The organism is Pseudomonas taeanensis MS-3 (assembly GCF_000498575.2).
In the GTDB taxonomy this organism is placed as follows: domain Bacteria; phylum Pseudomonadota; class Gammaproteobacteria; order Pseudomonadales; family Pseudomonadaceae; genus Aquipseudomonas; species Aquipseudomonas taeanensis.
In genome coordinates this window covers 724,065-739,700 of sequence record NZ_AWSQ01000002.1, presented here as the reverse complement: position 1 = coordinate 739,700, position 15,636 = coordinate 724,065, and the positions used below count along the sequence as shown (strand labels likewise).

13 protein-coding genes are annotated in these 15,636 nt (G+C 59.0%); all 13 read right to left on the bottom strand.

Annotation, left to right across the window (positions count from 1 at the left end; all coding sequences use genetic code 11):
• The 13 genes from TMS3_RS11510 to flgD all read right to left on the bottom strand — a co-directional run bounded on the left by TMS3_RS11510 (position 1) and on the right by flgD (position 15,624).
• Positions 1–1,524 (bottom strand): N-acetylneuraminate synthase family protein, encoded by a 1,524-nt coding sequence (locus TMS3_RS11510; RefSeq protein ID WP_025165429.1) that lies wholly within the window; start codon positions 1,522–1,524, stop codon positions 1–3.
• Positions 1,524–2,849: a lipopolysaccharide biosynthesis protein RfbH gene (gene rfbH / locus TMS3_RS11505; protein ID WP_025165428.1), complete on the bottom strand. Its 1,326-nt coding sequence runs from the start codon at positions 2,847–2,849 to the stop codon at positions 1,524–1,526. Before rfbH ends, TMS3_RS11510 begins: the two co-directional genes overlap by 1 nt.
• Positions 2,846–3,910 (bottom strand): CDP-glucose 4,6-dehydratase, encoded by a 1,065-nt coding sequence (rfbG, locus tag TMS3_RS11500; RefSeq protein WP_025165427.1) that lies wholly within the window; start codon positions 3,908–3,910, stop codon positions 2,846–2,848. Before rfbG ends, rfbH begins: the two co-directional genes overlap by 4 nt.
• On the bottom strand, positions 3,901–4,671 hold the full coding sequence (gene rfbF / locus TMS3_RS11495; RefSeq protein ID WP_025165426.1) for a glucose-1-phosphate cytidylyltransferase: 771 nt from the start codon (positions 4,669–4,671) through the stop codon (positions 3,901–3,903). The genes rfbG and rfbF overlap by 10 nt, the downstream gene beginning before the upstream one ends.
• Before the next feature lie 619 nt (positions 4,672–5,290).
• Complete coding sequence (gene flgL / locus TMS3_RS11490; protein ID WP_025165425.1) at positions 5,291–6,529, bottom strand: flagellar hook-associated protein FlgL; 1,239 nt, start codon at positions 6,527–6,529, stop codon at positions 5,291–5,293.
• A gap of 106 nt (positions 6,530–6,635) precedes the next feature.
• The gene (gene flgK, locus TMS3_RS11485; RefSeq protein ID WP_025165424.1) at positions 6,636–8,642 is read right to left on the bottom strand and encodes a flagellar hook-associated protein FlgK; all 2,007 of its coding nucleotides are present in this window, start codon (positions 8,640–8,642) and stop codon (positions 6,636–6,638) included.
• A gap of 9 nt (positions 8,643–8,651) precedes the next feature.
• On the bottom strand, positions 8,652–9,827 hold the full coding sequence (gene flgJ, locus TMS3_RS11480) for a flagellar assembly peptidoglycan hydrolase FlgJ (protein WP_025165423.1): 1,176 nt from the start codon (positions 9,825–9,827) through the stop codon (positions 8,652–8,654).
• Between the two features lie 15 nt (positions 9,828–9,842).
• The gene (locus TMS3_RS11475; RefSeq protein WP_200929635.1) at positions 9,843–10,946 is read right to left on the bottom strand and encodes a flagellar basal body P-ring protein FlgI; all 1,104 of its coding nucleotides are present in this window, start codon (positions 10,944–10,946) and stop codon (positions 9,843–9,845) included.
• Between the two features lie 11 nt (positions 10,947–10,957).
• A complete protein-coding gene (gene flgH / locus TMS3_RS11470; protein WP_025165421.1) occupies positions 10,958–11,677 on the bottom strand; it encodes a flagellar basal body L-ring protein FlgH in 720 nt (239 codons plus the stop codon).
• Between the two features lie 57 nt (positions 11,678–11,734).
• Positions 11,735–12,520, bottom strand: a complete 786-nt coding sequence (gene flgG / locus TMS3_RS11465) for a flagellar basal-body rod protein FlgG (protein WP_025165420.1) — start codon at positions 12,518–12,520, stop codon at positions 11,735–11,737.
• 46 nt (positions 12,521–12,566) lie between these two features.
• Positions 12,567–13,307, bottom strand: coding sequence for a flagellar basal body rod protein FlgF (locus tag TMS3_RS11460; protein WP_025165419.1), 741 nt, complete (start codon positions 13,305–13,307; stop codon positions 12,567–12,569).
• A 290-nt stretch (positions 13,308–13,597) separates the two neighbouring features.
• Positions 13,598–14,905 (bottom strand): flagellar hook protein FlgE, encoded by a 1,308-nt coding sequence (flgE, locus tag TMS3_RS11455; protein WP_025165418.1) that lies wholly within the window; start codon positions 14,903–14,905, stop codon positions 13,598–13,600.
• 44 nt (positions 14,906–14,949) lie between these two features.
• The gene (gene flgD / locus TMS3_RS11450) at positions 14,950–15,624 is read right to left on the bottom strand and encodes a flagellar hook assembly protein FlgD (RefSeq protein WP_025165417.1); all 675 of its coding nucleotides are present in this window, start codon (positions 15,622–15,624) and stop codon (positions 14,950–14,952) included.
• Between the last annotated feature and the right edge of the window lie 12 nt (positions 15,625–15,636).

The following is a 15,636-nucleotide window of genomic DNA, read 5'->3' as shown; positions in this document are numbered from 1 at the left end:
TCAGTCCATCCAATAGCTCAAGAGGGTTTTTCTATCTTGGTTGGCGTTGATCGCCGGGTCGGAATAGAAGGAGTCGTTGCTATAGTGGGTCGAAGACAGCTCCTCGATAATCGCTCCATCGTCGGAGCGAAAAGCATGCCGCACACCCGGCTCGACGGTTACTACATCACCGGGGCGGCAGATGCGTTCGACTCCATCAAGATGCAGGCGCAACTCGCCATGCAGCACATGGAAGGTTTCCTCCTTGTGCTCATGGAACTGCTCAGGGTGCTGTTGCCCGGGAAGCAGCATCAGCAGCTTCTTGCAATATCCTCGATTGACCACAGTAAGCATGGTCAGGCCGATCTCATCGAAGTGTTCAAGGCCATAGTGGTGGGAAATCTCGAGGTCTACACGACCGGGAACCACTACATGGCTGTCGCGCAATTGCGTACGCACGCGCTGGACGATTTCCCAGACCTTGTCACGCACGTCACGCCGCTGCGTATTTTCCGAACTCAGCGCAGCGTCGGTGGGGATATCCACCTGAGCAGTGAATGTGGCGTACTTCGACCAGTCGTTGGCGGTGAACTGCTCGTCCTGCGGCGGAAAGGCAAAATAGATGTCGTGCTCATGTACTACTTCCCCAGTCGCTATCGGTCGGCGCGCGAACACACCACGACGCAGCGAGCGCAGGCTGTCGCGCTCAGTCTGGTTGACCGGCAGGCGTTGCTCGCCCTCACCGCACAACAGTAAGGCGGTCTGCGCCGCCCGTAGCCAATTCTCGACCTGCTGCGGGCTGGCCGAGTAAGCGTTCAGTGGATACTGATCGGTCGGCAGACCGACGTGTTTCTCGAAAATGCGTGCGCCCTTGGCCAGGGCAATCTTAACGATATCGGTGTTGTCCGGATTTTCGTGGGTGGAGAAACCGACGCGCACACCTGGATAGCGTCGGCGCAGGTAATCCAGCTGAGACAGGTGCATGTGCGCATCTGGAGTCGGGTATTCGCCAACGCAATGCAGGATGGCAAATTTCTTTTCCCGATGTGTGAGAAAGCTCACCAGGCGATCCAGCTCTTCGGTAGTCGAGCCGGCAGTGGAGACAATCAACGGCTGCTGGCTGAGCACCACTCGCTCGAGCAGCGGCCAGTCGGACATTGAGCAGCTGGCAATCTTGATACAGTCCAGCGCCTGCTCTTCGATAACCTCCACCGAGGCTTCGTCGAACGGTGTAGACATGCACAGGAAACCGTTGGCACGCATTTCCGCCACCAGCGCATCGAACTGCTCGCGCTGCAGGCGCGTTTCGCTGAAACGTTTGATGTACTTCAGATCATCGCGCCCACGCATGGCTGGATGGATAAAGCTATCCAGATTGCGATACTGCAGCTTGAAGGCAAAGCGGAAGGGAAACTTACGACAGACCTCACCAAATGCGCGGATGAGTGCAATGCCATGTTCGACATCGCCCATATGATTGTTGGCCATTTCCAGGACAAACAGTGGCTTGCTGAAAAGCTCCAACGTAGGCAGGGCAGTACTCATCACTTGATTCCTCGGCCGAGCCAGGCCTCGATCCGACTGGCGGCATGTTCCAAATGGGCTTCAGAAAGCCCTGGCCACACGCCAATCCAGAAAGTGTCTTTCATTATTTTGTCAGTCACCGGAAGGTCCCCGGAAACCCTGAAGTTCTGGCCCTGCATATATGGTTGGCGGGTCAGGTTACCAGCGAACAGCAGACGCGTACCGACATTATGTTCATCCAAATAGCGCAGCAGATCGATCCGTTTGAAGCCGCAGCCATCACGCAAGGTCAGCGGGAAGCCGAACCAAGACGGAGCGCTGCCTGGGGTAGCATGGGGCAGGACTAAATGTTCGGCGCAGCCCGCAAAGCGCTTGCTGAGCCAGGCGAAGTTGCGTTTACGCGCGGCAATGAAGTCATCCAGACGATCCATCTGTGCCAGCGCGCAAGCGGCTTGCATGTCAGTGATCTTCAAGTTGTAGCCTAGGTGAGAGTAGGTGTACTTGTGGTCATAGCCCTCAGGCAGATCGCCAAGCTGCCAGTCAAAGCGCTTGCCGCAAGTATTGTCCTCACCCGGTGCACAGTAGCAATCGCGCCCCCAGTCCCGGAATGATTCCATGATGCGTTTGAGCTGCGGGGTGTTGGTGAACACAGCGCCGCCCTCCCCCATGGTGATGTGGTGCGCTGGATAAAAGCTCAGAGTACCGATATCACCAAAAGTACCCACCGCCTGTTCTTCGAATGTCGCACCCAACGCATCGCAACAGTCCTCAATCAACCACAGGTTGTAGCGGTCGCATAACTCGCGGATTACCCGGAGGTTGAACGGATTACCCAGGGTGTGGGCCAACATAATGGCCTTAGTGCGGGGGCCGATCGCCGCTTCTACTAGTTCGGGATTAACGTTGTAAGTGGCCAATTCGACATCGACGAACACCGGCACGGCACCAAACTGCAGAATAGGATTTACCGTGGTCGGGAAGCCCGCCGCCACGCCGATCACTTCGTCTCCCTTGCGAATCGCACGATCACCGAGACGAGGCGAAGTCAGTGCGGAAAAGGCCAGCAGATTCGCAGAGGAGCCCGAGTTGGTGGTCAAAACACTGCGCCGCCCAAGATAACGAGCTAGCCGTCTCTCGAAGGCTTCATTGAAGCGCCCGGTAGTAAGCCAACCGTCGAGCACCGCTTCGGTCATCGCTTGCAACTCCGGCGCTCCTATCACCTTGCCCGAAGGGGGCACCGCACTCAGACCAGGGACGTAGGGCGCAGGGGCCATATGTAGCTGTGCATAACGACCCACTAGGTCGGCAATCTGTTGGCGCAACTGCTGCGCCGTCTGCTCACTCATTGAATATCGCCTTGATACGCTACGATCTGCGCGCGGGTGAATGCCTGCATGTCTTGACCATCCTGCCAGGCCTGATGCCACACAAGAGTCTGCTCCAAGGTTTGCTGCAGTGACCAGCGCGGATTCCAGCCCAACAGCCGGCGTGCCTTGGATGAATCCAGCGCCAGCAGCCCGGCTTCATGGGGTTGTGGTTCTGCCCCCTGGACCCAGTCGGCACGACCCACCCACTGCCGGGCAAGATGCTCAACAACCTCAGCAACACTAGCGACGCCCTGCGCGTCCGGACCAAAGTTCCAGGCCGAGGCCGCAGCCTCACCCTGTTCTACCAGCGCCTGCGCCAGCAGCAGGTAGCCGTACAATGGCTCGAGCACGTGCTGCCAAGGCCGGGTTGCTTGCGGATAGCGCAGGGTCAGCGACTCGCCTTGTTGCCAAGCGCGCAGGATGTCAGGGATAAGTCGCTCCGGCGACCAGTCTCCACCACCCAGCACGTTGCCGGCACGGGCAGTGGCCAAGGCCACCCCGCGACTCTGCAGGAAGGAGGCGCGATAGGATGAACAGAGCAGTTCTATGCAGGCCTTACTATTGCTATACGGGTCGAGCCCACCAAGGGCGTCCTGTTCGCGGTAAGGCCAAACCCATTCGCGGTTGTCGTAGCACTTGTCGGTCGTCACCACTACTACGGCGCGCAGCGAGTCGCACTGGCGTGCTGCTTCGAGCAGGTTTACCGTACCCATAACGTTGACCGCATAAGTATCTGCCGGTGCGCGATAGGACTCACGCACCAGCGGTTGGGCCGCCAAGTGCAGGATGATCTCCGGACGAAAATCGACCACAGCCTGCATGAGTGCCTGCGCGTCGCGGATGTCGGCCAGCTGGCCCGGAATCACTTCCGCCAGTTGCGCCACCTGCCACAGAGACGGCGTGGCCACCGCCGGCAACGCATAGCCAAAAACCTCCGCACCTAGTTCGCGCAGCCACAGGGCCAGCCAGCCGCCCTTGAAACCGGTGTGCCCCGTGAGAAAGACCCTGCGTCCCGACCAGAATGCCGGACTCAGCGCCATAGTTGCCATTCCGCCTGGCCGTTCTTCCAGCGCTCCTCAAGCAACACACGGTCGCGCAAAGTATCCATCGCATGCCAAAAACCGCGGTGCAGGTGACTCATCAGTTCGCCTCTGTCCGCCAGCATACGCATCGGCTCATATTCCCACGTGGTGGAATCACCTTCGATGTAATCGAACACTCCGGGCTCAAGCACGAAGAAACCGCCGTTTATCCAGCCACCATCTCCCAGGGGCTTTTCCTGGAAACCCTTGACCTGTTGCCCACTCACAGCCAGAGCGCCGTAGCGACCGGGTGGCTGAACTGCGGTGACCGTTGCCAGTTTTCCGTGCTGGCGGTGGAAGTCAATGATTGCAGAGATATCTACATCGGCAACACCATCGCCATAGGTAAAACAGAAGGTTTCATTCCCCAAATATTCCCGCACTCGCCGCAGACGCCCACCTGTTCCGGTGTGCTCTCCCGTATCGACCAGCGTAACGCGCCACGGCTCAGCATGACGGCCATGGATATGCATCTGGTTTTCCGCCATATCGAAGGTGACATCCGACATGTGCAGGAAATAGTTGGCAAAATACTCCTTGATGACATAACCCTTGTAGCCGAGACAAATTACAAAGTCGTTGATGCCATAGTGCGAGTACATCTTCATGATGTGCCAAATGATTGGCTTACCGCCTATCTCGATCATTGGCTTAGGCCGGAGGTGGGATTCCTCACTGATTCGAGTGCCTAATCCACCGGCAAGTATGACTGCTTTCATTATTATGCTCATCCATCAACCCTATGCCGCAGCCTGCGCATAGACAATTTACTGACAGTATTTCGCGAGTTAACTCTTCGAGGCAAAATACATGCCTAAATAAAGCGCAATAAACCATGCCAAATGATGACTGATGGAAAGCGCAGATCATGGAGCATGCATTCGCCCTGCCTGGGGCAGCCTAGACAACGCTCAACTACGTTGCGCAGAACGCGCCTCTCTAGACACCGCGGCACTATACCCACCGACATGCAGAATAGGTTGAACACCGCGTTGAGCGGCAGCAAGGTGAGGGGTGGGCAGTTGGGACTGGTACATGATGCACAATGCCTAGGAGCACATATGGGCGAGCGGCACTTGTGCGGCCGTCGCACGGCCTTGCCAATACTGCGCTCACCAACATCGAGCTGGGTTGGCACATCACTGAAAATCCGCTTGCGCTTGACGATGCCTTCACTCACGGAGTCAGCATAAGTGCGGGTCAATGTTGTACAAAGCAATGCGTGAATGGATTGTTGTACGCCTTCGGCCCTGATATCCCCATGCAAACGCGCATAACTCGCGCACCTACCCAGGAATCGCAATACTGGGAGAGTACCCAACGGCCTCGCTCACGGCCTCAGCCCAGTTTATTGAATAGACTGAGCCCGGCGATCTTGATATAGCTCTGCTGCGACGCTTCCAGAACAATGGTCTGGAAGGACAACCGCGACAGGGCTTCGGCGTAGTCCAGTTCGCGCAAGTCGGCCTGCACGGACTTGTTGACCAGCGCGACGTCTTCGTTATCGGTCTGGGTCGAATCGATGATGTTCAGGCGCGCGCCGATTTCACCGCGCACACTGTCGACGGTGCTCATGCCGTGGTCGAGGTTGGTCAGGGCTACAGCCACCGCATCACGCACCTGCAAGCCAGTCGCCGGGTTTTCCAAGCTAGTGCGTAACTGAGAGATGGTATCGAGGATGCCCTGTTTTTGCCGTGAGGGATCAGCAGTGATCTGGATGCTTTCGCCGCCCACAGGCACACCGTCGAACTGCACGCTAACCCCACGAAACACAAGCTGGTCGCTAGTTACATCGTCAGCATCCATACGCCCGCTGGCGAGCACGGCTCCGGCAGGAATGTCGTAGATGTCGTAGCGTTTCGGATCTGTCGGATCGAAGCGGATTTCGATACCCGTACCGGGGAACGCCGGGTTGCCGGCAAAGACCACCTCATCTTGCACCAGCGGTGGCGACACGCTGAGGGTGGAACCGGGCGCCAGTGAGGCGTCGAGCGCCGCATCCAGGCGACCGGCATTGGTGACGTTCTGGAAGATTTTCTTGCCGCTGTCGCTGATCGCCAGATCCAACGAACTGGCCACCTGCAATTTGCGCTGCCCCTCATCACCCTGATAGCTGTAGCTGCCATCGCCCTGGCGCACGAAGGGCTGGGTCTTGCCCTGAAAACCGGCGAACAAATATTCGCCGCGGGCATTGCGGGTATTCATCAGGCCGAACAGCTCTTCCTCGCGCGCCCCCAGTTCCGCCGCGATAGACTGGCGATCCGACTGACTGAGCGCACCATTGCCGGCCTGTACGGCCAACTCGCGCACACGCTGGAGAATGGTGTTGACGGAGTTGAGGGTAACTTCCTCCTGGGTCAGGCTGTTGTTCGCAGCGGTGAGGTTGTCCTTGTGCTGGGCCAGCACGCTCTGCTGTTGTTCAAGTTGCAGCAGGCGCACCGAGGCCACCGGATCATCCGCCGGGGTGAGAATGCGGTTGCCGGTGCTGATCTGCTCCTGGGTGCGGGTGACATTGGCGTAGTTGCGCTGCAGGCCTTGCACGCCGTTATTGAACGCCTGGATGGTGGAGATGCGCATGCTGGAGCCTCTTGAAGCAATCTGGGGTTCGCCACTGCTACTGGAACATGTTCGCCAGCAAGCTGGCTCCTACAGGTCAGGGGTTCGGGCTACGCCCCCCTGAGGTTTAACGGAATGTATTGATAAGGGTATCGAACAAAGAACGGGCAACTTGAATCACCTGCGCCGAGGCATTGTAGTACTGCTCGAACTTGATCAGGTTGGCCGCTTCTTCATCCAGGTTCACACCCGACAATGCATCGCGGTTATCCGTCGCCTGCTTGAGGATGGCACCGGTCGCATCACTGTCCTGCCTGGCCTGCGCGGTCAGGGTGCCGACGCGCTCGACCAGTTCGCCATAGCCATCGGTGAAGCTCGATCCGGTGCCTATACCGGTCACATTGGGGTCGACGCCAACGGTCTGCTTGTTTTGCAGGTCAACCAACTTCAGCGCATTGCGGTTATCCGATACGCCATTGGTGTTGAAACCCAGGGTAAAGGTATCGCCATTTTCTGGACGACCACTAATAGTGAAACTCACCCGATTGCCGCTGCCGAGATCCAACTCGTAAGTGTTCGTCTGCCCAGGCACGAATGCACCAGCAGGCACCCGGGCCAAGCCGGCGACGGGCGTACCCGGCGGACTCTCAAAAGCGCCAGCACCGTTATACGTCAGGCCCTGTGGCAGAGCGGCAGCAATCGCCGCACTGCTGATCGGACTGGCCCCCGCAGCAATCAGGTCAGGCTGGGTGATCGAACCATTACCGCTATTCTGCAAGTTGGCTTCAGCCCTCACGGGCGCCGCAAAAGCCAGCTGATCAGGCTGATCCAGCTGCGCAGTTATGCTAGTTGCACCCCGACGCGTGGGCTGCAACAGAAAGCGATCCCCGGCATTCGCCCCGGCGCCGGGGGTTACAGTGAAGCCTTGGTCACGTCCAGCGCTATCAGCAAAGCTGAGCACACCAGCCGTGTTGGTTACGGCTATCGACTGGCCGTCACTCAATCTCCGGGCCGTATAGTTGGTGCCATCGAAATCGAGTTGATAGTCACTGATGGTCAGCACACTGCTGTCGCTGATGTTCAGCAGCGGTTGAGCACTGCCGGTATTGGTCGCGAATGCTTTGACTCGCAATGCCGCCGACGCAGCATCGTTGAAGTCGCCAAACAGTGCAGTACCTACCTGCCCCTTCAGATCCAGGCCCTGACCAAGTTGGCTATTGACCTGCTCGCTAACCGCCAGCGCCAGGCGGCCCAGCGAATTGAGGGTCGGGTCCAGCGACTCGGCGCGGTAGCGGATCAACCCGCCCAACTCGCCGCCGGTGAGCAAACTGGTGACGCCCTGACGTGAACCGCCGGTGACGAATTCCACCTCGAACCGAGTCGGATCAGCTTGCCCTGGTACCACTTCCAGGCGGCTGGCTGCGCTGCCTACCACCAACGGCTGACCGGAGCCGACGAACAGGTTCACCGAATTACCGTCCTGCGGTACCACCGTCACACCGACATAAGTCGAGAGCTGGCGGATCGCTTCTTCGCGAGCATCGAGTAGGTCGTTTGGTTGCTGGCCGTTGGAGGACGCCACCGCGATGGCGTCGTTGTAGCTGGCGATAGAGGTAGCCAGTCGGTTGATTTGATCGCCGACTGCGGCCATCTGCTTATTGATGAAGCTGTTCTGCTCGTTGATACGGTCGGACACCGTATTGAAACGCCGGGCCAGGCCCTCCGCCTCGGACAGCACCAGTTGCCGAGCCGGGATGTTGGACGGGTCTTCGGCTGCAGTTTGCAGCGAGGAGAAAAACTTCTGCAACGACGGCGTTATGCCGGTGGTGGAACCGGCCAGCAGCGAATCGAGCTGCTCGATTTGGCTCTTGTAGGCATTCACGTCGCTACTGAGCGCGGTGCTGCTGCGCAACTGAGTGCTCAAGAACTCGCTGTAACTGCGGCGAATATCCACCAACGTGGTACCCGAACCGATGTAGCCTGCGCCACTGAACTGTGGGTTGCGCGTCGCCTGAACCGCGTCCTGCCGGGAAAACCCGGGGGTGTTGACGTTGGTGATGTTATGGCCGGTGACGGCCAGCGAGGTCTTGTTCGCGGAGAGCCCAGACAGGCCAATATTAAGTAAGTCAGCCATAGCTCAGCCTCAGGTCCGGGTGGTCAAGCTGTCGGCTGCAGCCACGGCCTGATAGGTCTGCATCTGCCGTGCGATCTGCGCCACCTTGCGCGCATAATTCGGGTCGGTGGCGTAACCGGCCTGCTGCAACTCGCGGACGAACCGCTCTGGATTGGCGGTGGCGTTCAACGCACCCTGATAGCGGCCGTTGTTCTGCAGGAAGCTCACGTAGTCGTCGAAGCTTTGGGCATAGGAGTCGTAGGCACGGAACGAGGCGGCTTCTTTCACCGCCTTGCCCCCTTTGTACTCGGTGGTCTGCACCCGCGCCGACTCACCATCCCAGCTGTTGTGGGTCTTGATGCCGAACAGGTTGTGGCTGCTGGAGCCGTCCTGCTGGCGGATGATCGACTTGCCCCAGCCCGTCTCCAGCGCGGCCTGGGCCACCAGGTAGCGCGCCTCGACACCTATCTTCTCGGCGGCCTTTTCGGCCATGGGCAACAGTGCAGCGACGAACTCCTGCGGCGAGCTGAATACCGACTTACCCACTGCCGACGCCTGCTGGGCCAGGCGACGACCGCTGATGGCATCGCTGCCGTCGAGGCTCAGGGGCTTGTCGTTAGGCGCTGCAAACGCCTTGGCCGGAATCCAGTCGGCGTACGCCAGTGGCTGGGCCTCTGCGGCGGTGGCCGAAGGCGTGATGCCGGCCATCAGGCGGTCGCTGGGCTTACCTGGCAGCGCCAGGCGGCGCTGGTTGATCAAGGTCGAGTCGTCGCGACGGCTGTCGACCTTGGCCAGCGGCTTGCTCGGTGCATGCGGCAGCGGCTCGTCAACCTGGGCGAACGGATTCGGTCGCGCACTGGCATCCTTGAGCTGCGACATCTGTCGCACCAGCACATCGGCCAGGCCGATGCCATTCTGGTTGTTCGACAGCGTCACCGACAGCTGCTGGTCATGCATGTCCTGATAGGTCTTGCTCTCGTTGCTGTTCATGAAGTTGCCTTCGCCGAACACTTCGTTGGCCGAGCGCATGGTTTTGAGCATTTCATTGAGGAACAGCGATTCGAACTCCTTCGCCACCTTGCGGATGTTCTGCTCGTTATCGCCACCCACTTTGAGCTGGCTGAGGCGGTTCAGATCGGTAAAGGCGCCGCTGTCCAGCGGGCTTTTACCATTGCCGAGCAAACCGGCCGAGAGTTTAGTGTCCATCGTATGCGACCTCTTTTAGATCACGATCAGGTCGGCCTGCAGGGCGCCGGCTTGCTTGAGCGCCTCCAGGATGGCCATCAAGTCGGAAGGCGAGGCGCCGACCTGGTTCACCGCGCGGACGATTTCATCCAGGGTGGTACCGGGGCCGAACTTGAACATCGGCTTGGCCTCTTGATCGGCATTCACCCGCGAGCGCGGCACTACCGCAGTCTGGCCGCCAGACAGCGCTTCCGGCTGGCTGACGATCGGGTCTTCGGTGATGGTCACCGTCAGGCTGCCGTGGGTCACGGCTGCCGGCTGCACCCGCACGTTCTGGCCGATGACTATGGTGCCGGTGCGCGAGTTGATGATGACCTTGGCCACCGCCTGCCCTACTTCTACCTGGAGGTTTTCCAGGATCGACAGGTAATCCACCCGCTGATTCGGGTCGAGCGGCGCGCTGACGCGAATCGAGCCGCCGTCTAGCGCTTGCGCCACGCCCGGGCCGAGCAATTCGTTGATCTGGTCGACGATATTCTTCGCCGTGGTGAAATCAGGACGATTGAGGTTGAGGGTCAGCGTATTACCCTGATCGAACCCACTCGGCACCGGTCGCTCGACCGTGGCACCACCGGGTATGCGCCCGGCCGACGGCACGTTGACGGTAATCCGCGATCCATCGCTACCCTCGGCATCGAAGCCGCCGACCACCAGGCTGCCTTGGGCGATGGCGTAGACATTGCCGTCGATACCCTTCATTGGCGCCATCAGCAGGCTGCCACCACGCAGGCTCTTGGCATTACCAATGGAGGAAATGGTGATGTCGATGGTCTGACCCGGCTTGGCGAACGCCGGCAGATCGGCATGAATGGACACCGCGGCGACGTTCTTCAACTGCACGTTGCCGCCTTGCGGCACGCGGATGCCAAACTGCGCCATCATGTTGTTGAAGGTCTGCACAGTGAAGGGTGTCTGCGTGGTCTGGTCGCCGGTGCCATTGAGGCCGACGACCAGGCCGTAGCCGATCAGCTGGTTGCTGCGCACGCCCTGAATACTGGCCAGATCCTTGAGCCGCTCGGCCTGAGCAACGGATGCCAGCAGCAGCGCCGCGACGGTGATCACCCACTTCATCATGCTCATGCTCTCACGTCTCAAAACGGCCACAGCGGGCTAACAAAAAAGCGATCCAACCAGCCCGGCTGACTGGCATCGGCGAAGGCGCCGGTGCCCGAGTAGGTGATGCGCGCATCGGCAATTCGCGTCGAGGGCACGGTGTTGTCTGTGGCGATATCGTCGGCCCTGACCAGCCCGGCAATACGCACCAGCTCATTACCGGTGTTGAGGGTCATCCACTTCTCGCCACGCACGGAGAGAATGCCGTTGGGCAACACTTCCGCCACAGTGACGGTGATCGAGCCGGACAGACTGTTGCCTTGAGCTGCCTTGCTATCCCCGCTGGTATCCCGGGTGGCGCTGTAGCCGGTTTCCAGCCCGAGGTTGTCGCCGGTCAATGGATTGAGGATGTTGCCGGAGCCCGGATTGCGCAGCGACACGCCACCACCGAACAGCGAGGTCAGGCCTATCTTCGCGCTGCTGTCTTTCTTGATCTGCGAGCCGGCGTTCTTGCTGGCCTGGGTCCGCTCATTGAGGGTGATGGTGATGATGTCGCCGACACGATGAGCCTTGCGATCATCAAACAGGCTGTTCTCGAAGCCGGCCTGATAGATAGAACCGTTGTTCTGCGCGGCCGGCAACGGCGTACGCGGCAACACCGGCGCATAGTAGGGATCATCCGGCTTCGGCGGCGGCGACACACAGCCGCTCAGGGCCGCAAGCGCAAGCATCGAGAGCACAATAATAAGCCGGTTCATAACCACTACCTCACGGCGTTCATGTTCAAGCCAAGCAGGGCTACGCCCCGCCAGGCATTAAAGATTCTGTGACACGAAGGCCAACATCTGGTCGGCGGTGGAGATAACTTTCGAGTTCATCTCGTAGGCACGCTGGGTGGTGATCATGTTCACCAACTCCTCGACCACACTGACGTTGGAATTTTCCAGGGTGTTCTGCAGGGTGGTACCCAGCCCATTCAGGCCCGGCGTACCGACCTGTGGGGCGCCACTGGAGGCGGTTTCCATAAACAGGTTGCTGCCGATCGCTTCCAGGCCGCCCGGATTGATGAAATCGGCGGTCTGCAAGTTGCCGACGATCTGCGGCTGCGGGTTGCCAGTAGTCGTCACCGACACCGTTCCGTCTTCGCCGACGGTAAAGGTCTTGACCTCGTTGGGCAGGACGATGGCCGGCTCCAGGGCAAAGCCATTGGAGGTGACCACCTGACCGTCGGAGTTCAGATGGAAGCTACCGTCGCGGGTGTAGGACACCGTGCCGTCCGGCATCAGCACCTGAAAGAAGCCACGACCGTTGATCGCCATATCCATCGGTTGCTCGGTAGTCTGCAGGCTGCCAGCAGTGAAAATCTTCTGGGTGCCCACCACGCGCACCCCGGTGCCGAGTTGCAAGCCGGACGGCAGTTGACTGTCCTGGCTCGACTGACCACCCGGCTGACGGCGAATCTGGTAGAGCAAGTCTTCGAACTCGGCGCGATCACGCTTGAAGCCCGTGGTCGAGACGTTGGCCAGGTTGTTGGAAATGGTGGTCAGGTTCATGTCCTGGGCGGACAGACCGGTCTTGCTGACCCACAGTGCCGGAAGCATATCGATTCTCCTCGGGTGCCGTATTCATGGCGCCGCGTGTTGGTAATTAGCTAGATTGCAAAACGCGCGCCATCGCCGTGTCATTGTCTTCGGCGGTGCGCATCATCTTCACTTGCAGTTCGAACTGACGAGACAGGGAGAGGATCGCGGTCATCTCTTCCACCGCATTGACGTTGCTCGACTCGAGAAAACCGGAGGTCACCTGCACCGTGGCATCAGTCAGCAGCGGCTGCTGGCCGCTGTAGCGCATCAAGCCGTCAGTGCCCTTGTGCATTTGTTTGAGATCGGGGTTGACCAGCTTCAGTCGGTCGACTTCCGCGAGTACGTTCGGCGCCTCGCCGAGGGCGCGAATGCTGATGGTGCCGTCCTGACCAATCTCGATTTTCTGCTCCGGCGGCACGGCAATTGGCCCGGCATTGCCCATCACCGGCAAGCCGTTGCCGGCACGTAGCATGCCTAAGGCGTCGACATTCAGGCTGGCGGTACGCACATAGGCCTCACTGCCATCTGCCGCCTGCACGGCCAGCCAACCCTGGCCGCCAATCGCCACATCCAGATCGCGTCCCGTCTCTTGCAGAGCGCCGGGAGTGAAGTCGGTACCGGGGCGCTCGCTCATGGCGTAGACCCGCGCCGGATGACTGTCACCGAACACCGGCATCGAACGCGCCTGTTCGAAGTCGCGGCGAAAGCCACTGGTCGAGATATTCGCCAAGTTATTGGCATGTGCGCTCTGAGCCAGAGTGTTGTTGTGGGCTCCGCTCATGGCGACGTACAGCATCTTGTCCATGGTTACTCTCCGAGGTGGGCGTACCGCCCGCTGCTCTGCAAGGCTCTTTGCTATGAATATGAGCAAATACCGCGCCAGCCTCGGATAATATTTATCAAGTCTTTGAAATATATGAATTTATATAAAACAAAAGGCCCCATTGAGGGGCCTATAAACACGCCTTGCGGCGAAAGACTGCCGCCTGCGGCAAGCGAGTGACAAGGGAGCGAGACACACCACTGAGTCGAAACCCAGCCAGCCCTGCCTCGCCACCCTCACACCTGACCTAATAGACCAGGACTTAACACCTATCAGCGCAAGTTGATGATGGTCTGAGTCACCGCGTTTTCAGTCTCGATGGTCTTGGCGTTCGCCTGATAGTTACGCTGAGCAACGATCAGGTTGACCAACTGATCAGACAGTTCGACGTTGGAGTCTTCCAACGCCCCAGCCTGCAGAGAACCCAACGTGCCAGAGCGCGGCGTTCCCACTACCGGCTCGCCAGACTCGAACGACTGCACCCAGGCGGTCTTACCCACCGGTGTCAGCCCCTGGGTGTTAGCGAAGGTGGCCAACACCACCTGCCCCTGCACCCTGGATTGCCCATTAGTGTAGCGGGCAAAAATAACCCCGGTATCGTCGATCTCCAGACCCGACAACTGCCCCGTGGTGTAACCATCCTGACTGACGCTGTTGACCGCGAAAGCGCTAGCGAACTGAGTGGCCTTGCGCAGATCGATATTGATAGGCACAGCAGGGGTGTTGGTACCGTTGGCACTCCAGACCGGCGGTACCGAGCTGTCCGGAGCGGCCGGCACCCAGTTGGTCAGATCCAAGGTACCGTTGGCATTCACGGTCAGATCCGTGGATGTCAGACCTGCCAGATTCAACTGACCGGAAGCCGTGAAATTCAGAGCGGTGGAGAACGGCGTGGTCGAGGTCGGCACATTGGGGTTGCGACCATCGATCAACACATTCATCGTCCAGTCATTAGCGCCTGTCTTGACGAAATACTGCGTCAAGGAATGGGCATTGCCCTGACTGTCATAGATGTTGGTCGAAGTCGACGAGTTGTAAGTAGTGGGGTCATTCGGATTGAACGGCGTGTTGCTGGGCACCTCATTGGTCGAGTTCAGGTTGAACACCTGATCCAGGTCGGTCGTGGCGCGCGGCGCCTGACTCGACGTTTGAATCTGGATGTCACTGACAATGCCATTTTGCAGGTTACCGTTGCCATCAACCGCATAGCCCTGCAGCTTGTAACCGAAGTTATTCACCATAAAGCCATCGCGATCGGTGCCGAAATAGCCGGCACGAGTGTAGCTGACATCGCCGTTGTTACTGGTCTGGAAAAAACCATTGCCGTTGATCGCCAGATCCAGAGCGTTCTGTGTGTAATTGATGTTGCCCTGATTGAATAACTGCGAAACATTCGCCAACAACACGCCACTGCCCTGAGAGTTTTTGCCGCTGCCCACCACAGAGGAGGCATAAAGGTCGGCGAACTCGGCACGCGACTGCTTGAAGCCAGCCGTACCCGCGTTAGCGATGTTATTGCCGGTAACATTGAGATCGCTGGTTGCAGAGCGCAGACCACTAAGACCGATATTAAACGACATGGATGTCTCCTTTGCCGGTACCGCCGGCGATTAAAACCTGTGAGTTATTGACCGATCATCTGCACCTGCGAGAGTGGCACGCTGCCAAGCCCCGCCAGGTTGAGGGTCAGCTCGCTACCGCCCAAGGTCACACTGTCGACGTTGGCCGGCAGCAGGGTGTAAAGCCCCTTGGTTTCGCCTTCATAAGTCGCCTGCGCCTCGAACTTGTAAGTACCAGGCGGCAACAGATTGCCGCTGGCATCCTTACCGTCCCAAATGAAGCTGACATTACCTGCAGCCTGCTCGCCCAGATTGACCCGACTGACCGCCACGCCGGCCTGGTCATATACGTTGACGTAGACATTGCTGCTGGTGGTCGGCAACACCAGACTGGCCTTGAAGCTTTCACTTGTGTCCACCACCGCCTTGTCGGTCGGCACGATGACCTTACGCCCGACCAGGGAAGACGCCTGCAGTGCCTGAGAGGACTGATAACCCGAGACCAGCGATTCCATGCTGCCGTTGAGCTTCTCAATACCCTCGACCTGGCTGAACTGCGCCAATTGGGCGATAAACTCGCCATTACCCTGCGGCTCCAACGGGTTCTGGTTATTCAATTGAGCCACCAGCAAGTTGAGGAACTCGTTCTTGCCCAGTTCATCCTTGCCCGCCGATTCGCTCTGTATCTGGTATTGATCGAGTGCCGAACCAGTGACGCCGCCAGTGCTGGTAATACTCATGCGCTGCTCTCC

Bases quoted from the DNA above. Each gene is read 5' to 3' on its own strand.
- flgD (WP_025165417.1), bottom strand. From the start codon at position 15,624: ATGAGTATTACCAGCACTGGCGGCGTCACTGGTTCGGCACTCGATCAA.
- TMS3_RS11475 (WP_200929635.1), bottom strand. From the start codon at position 10,946: ATGAGCATGATGAAGTGGGTGATCACCGTCGCGGCGCTGCTGCTGGCA.
- rfbH (WP_025165428.1), bottom strand. From the start codon at position 2,849: ATGAGTGAGCAGACGGCGCAGCAGTTGCGCCAACAGATTGCCGACCTA.
- flgE (WP_025165418.1), bottom strand. From the start codon at position 14,905: ATGTCGTTTAATATCGGTCTTAGTGGTCTGCGCTCTGCAACCAGCGAT.
- flgL (WP_025165425.1), bottom strand. From the start codon at position 6,529: ATGCGCATCTCCACCATCCAGGCGTTCAATAACGGCGTGCAAGGCCTG.
- rfbG (WP_025165427.1), bottom strand. From the start codon at position 3,910: ATGGCGCTGAGTCCGGCATTCTGGTCGGGACGCAGGGTCTTTCTCACG.
- TMS3_RS11510 (WP_025165429.1), bottom strand. From the start codon at position 1,524: ATGAGTACTGCCCTGCCTACGTTGGAGCTTTTCAGCAAGCCACTGTTT.
- flgH (WP_025165421.1), bottom strand. From the start codon at position 11,677: ATGAACCGGCTTATTATTGTGCTCTCGATGCTTGCGCTTGCGGCCCTG.
- flgG (WP_025165420.1), bottom strand. From the start codon at position 12,520: ATGCTTCCGGCACTGTGGGTCAGCAAGACCGGTCTGTCCGCCCAGGAC.
- rfbF (WP_025165426.1), bottom strand. From the start codon at position 4,671: ATGAAAGCAGTCATACTTGCCGGTGGATTAGGCACTCGAATCAGTGAG.
- flgJ (WP_025165423.1), bottom strand. From the start codon at position 9,827: ATGGACACTAAACTCTCGGCCGGTTTGCTCGGCAATGGTAAAAGCCCG.
- flgK (WP_025165424.1), bottom strand. From the start codon at position 8,642: ATGGCTGACTTACTTAATATTGGCCTGTCTGGGCTCTCCGCGAACAAG.
- TMS3_RS11460 (WP_025165419.1), bottom strand. From the start codon at position 13,307: ATGGACAAGATGCTGTACGTCGCCATGAGCGGAGCCCACAACAACACT.